Here is a 2667-nt window from a genome sequence, read left to right as displayed (position 1 = left end):
ACGGACCCGAACTCATGCTCTACCACTCCGAGCTCGGCACACTGGGTCTCCACGACAGGAAGCGGATCCGCCGATCCCAACTGCGACAGCTCGAACGTTGGGCCGGACTGGTTCGCGGGGCCGCGCCGGCGGGGTCCACCGTGGACGACGCCACGGCCCGGATCCGGGTCCACGCCGCACTGGCGGTGGTGTTGGACGGCGGACAGGGGACCGGCTTCCATCCCGGAGCCGCGGCGACATTCGCCGCGCTGGCCCGGACCGTACTCCTGCCCCCGGAACGCTAGGTCCGGCGCTGCCGGTCAGACCGGGACGCCGCACCCGGCACTCGCCGTCGCGTCACCGGCCGTCGCCACCCGCGGTCATCACCGGGCACCCCTCCACGCGGTCTCTCGGCCGGATCGGGCAGGCCCCCAGGTCAGCGGGGCGGTATCCGTTCGGGTAACCCGGATAGGTCCTGTTCTCGGTACCGCGTGACCCCAGCGCCCGGCGACGGACCGGGAGCCACCTCACCACGGCGGACCGGGCCCGCAGCGCGGCGTACGCGGCCTTGCGTCTTCCCGGCGGCTGCCACGGGAAGCCGAAGGCCCGGGTCATGTCGTCGTCCACCAGCGACAGGACCGCCGTGCGGACGGCGGGGCGGATCGCCTCCGGATACCAGGAACACATGAGATCGAGCGTGTAGGTGCCGATGAGCTCGTTGTTGCGGTCATAGCGGAAGGTGCGGGCCTCGTAGTCGTCGCGCCACCGGCGGAACTCCCCGATGTCCTCCGGGATGTCGGCGATCTTCATCCGCTGCCCCACCCCGCGGTAGAAGTGGAACGCGGCCAGTCGCTCGTGAGGGTGCAGGCGCCGCCACCCGACCGCATCGATCCACTCCAGCGGCTCGTAGATGAACGTCGACAGCACGTACAGCATGTCGTCGTTGGAGATGTCGTACCGCGCGTGCTGGCGATTGATCACCCGCAGCGCCTCCCTGCCCCTCGGGGAGTCGTAGCCGTGCTCGACCAGCTCCACCATCAGCAGCGCAGTGTCGTCGTATCGCTTCTGCGGCTCATCGCGGAACTGGCCGGCCTCCTCGAGGACCGCCGACACCGAGGGCACACAGTACGTCCGGTACAGGGCCAGCTCGAGCGCCCTCTGGTAGTCCCAGGGGAACTCGTAGGCGGAGGTGATGCGGTGGATCTCCGCCGCATCGGCCACGGGATCGAGCGTCGCGACGAGATCCCGCCAGTACCAGCGGCCCGGCTTGAGCGGCAGCGACGCCGTGAGCGGGTGCTCGACGGCGGCGTCGGCCACCAACTCGGCCGGGATCGGTCCGAACACCCCTGGGACGGTGGCGGTCATCCGGAGATCACAGCCTTCCCATCACGTTGGCCATCATCCACTTGACCACCTTGATGTCCCTCGGCTTGCGGGTCATGGTCATGAGGTTGAGGGGAGCGGCGAACTTCTGGGCCGTGATGGCCTTGGGCCGGGCGAACTCGCGCAGCCCGTCGGCCCCGTGGATCCGGCCGAAGCCCGAGTCGCCGGAGCCACCGAACGGCAGCGACGGGATCCCGGCGAAGGCCAGGAAGGAGTTGACCGACACCATGCCGACGTCGAGCTTCTCCGCCAGCGCCAGACCCCGCTTGCGGTTACCGGTGAAGATCGCGCCACCGAGGCCGTAGCTGCTGGCATTGGCCTTCTCGACCGCCTCCTCCAGGTCCGCGACCGAGTTGATCACGACGGTCGGCCCGAACGTCTCCTCGGTGATCGCCGTCGAGTCCTCGGGCACGTCGACCAGGACGACCGGCTCGACCACCCTCTCCCCGACCGATCCCTCGCCCCCGATGACGGCCGTGCCGCCCCGGGCCAGCGCGTCCCGGACGTGGCGGCGGACGATGTCGATCTGGGCCGGCAGCGTCATGGGGCCGTAGCTGGAGGTCACCGAGGTGCCGGGGGTCAGTGCCCGGACCTTCGCGGCGAACTTGTGGACGAAGGCGTCGCGGACGTCGCGGTGGACATAGATGCGTTCGACCCCGGCGCAGGTCTGCCCCGCGTTGCCCATCGCGCCGAAGACCGCCTGGTCGGCCGCCGAGTCCAGGTCGGCGTCCGCGTCGACCAGGAACGCGTCCTTGCCGCCGCCCTCGATGACGACGGGGGTGAGCGTCTCCGCGCAGGCGGCCATGACCTTGCGGCCCGTCGCGGCCGACCCGGTGAACGCGAGCTTGTCCACACCCGCCCGGCACAGCGCCGCGCCGGTGGAACCATCGCCCGTGATGGTCTGGAACAGCGGCTGCGAGGCGCCGAGCGAATTCCACACCTCGGCGAGCCAGACGCCGACCCCGGGCGTGAGCTCACTGGGCTTGAACACCACCGCGTTGCCGGCGGCCATGGCGTAGGAGAGCGTGCCCATCGGGGTGAACGCGGGATAGTTCCAGGGGCCGATCGCGCCGACGACGCCGTACGGCTGGTATTCGACGTACGCCGCCTGGTTGCTCATCAACAGGCCGGCGGACACCGAACGGCGCCGCAGGACCTTGTCGGCGTTCTTGGCCGCCCACTCCAGGTGGCTCACCGTGAGCATGACCTCGAGCGTGGCGTCCTCGTCCGGCTTGCCGGTCTCGGCGGAGATGAGTGAGGCCAGCTCCTCGGCTCGGGAGGCGATGGCCCGCTTGTACTCCAGCA

At 70.2% G+C, this 2667-nt stretch carries 2 protein-coding genes and 1 pseudogene; 1 reads left to right on the top strand and 2 read right to left on the bottom strand.

Annotated features, from left to right (window positions below):
• Window positions 1-284: pseudogene (locus tag G6019_RS11555) on the top strand (hypothetical protein); the annotation flags it as partial.
• Between the two features lie 52 nt (window positions 285-336).
• Here G6019_RS11555 and G6019_RS11550 read toward each other — a convergent pair.
• Both G6019_RS11550 and G6019_RS11545 read right to left on the bottom strand, forming a co-directional pair.
• Window positions 337-1344 (bottom strand): oxygenase MpaB family protein, encoded by a 1008-nt coding sequence (locus G6019_RS11550; protein ID WP_107757825.1) that lies wholly within the window; start codon window positions 1342-1344, stop codon window positions 337-339.
• Between the two features lie 7 nt (window positions 1345-1351).
• Window positions 1352-2667: aldehyde dehydrogenase family protein (locus G6019_RS11545; RefSeq protein WP_182627635.1), on the bottom strand; the 1316-nt coding region annotated here is incomplete at its 5' end.

This window comes from Dietzia sp. DQ12-76 (assembly GCF_014145045.1).
GTDB lineage: Bacteria > Actinomycetota > Actinomycetes > Mycobacteriales > Mycobacteriaceae > Dietzia.
The sequence above is the reverse complement of the archived record's forward strand: the minus strand, read 5'-3'. Positions and strand labels throughout refer to the sequence as shown.

Excerpts from the sequence above, each read along its gene's own strand:
- G6019_RS11550 (WP_107757825.1), bottom strand. The coding sequence starts at position 1,344 with ATGACCGCCACCGTCCCAGGGGTGTTCGGACCGATCCCGGCCGAGTTG.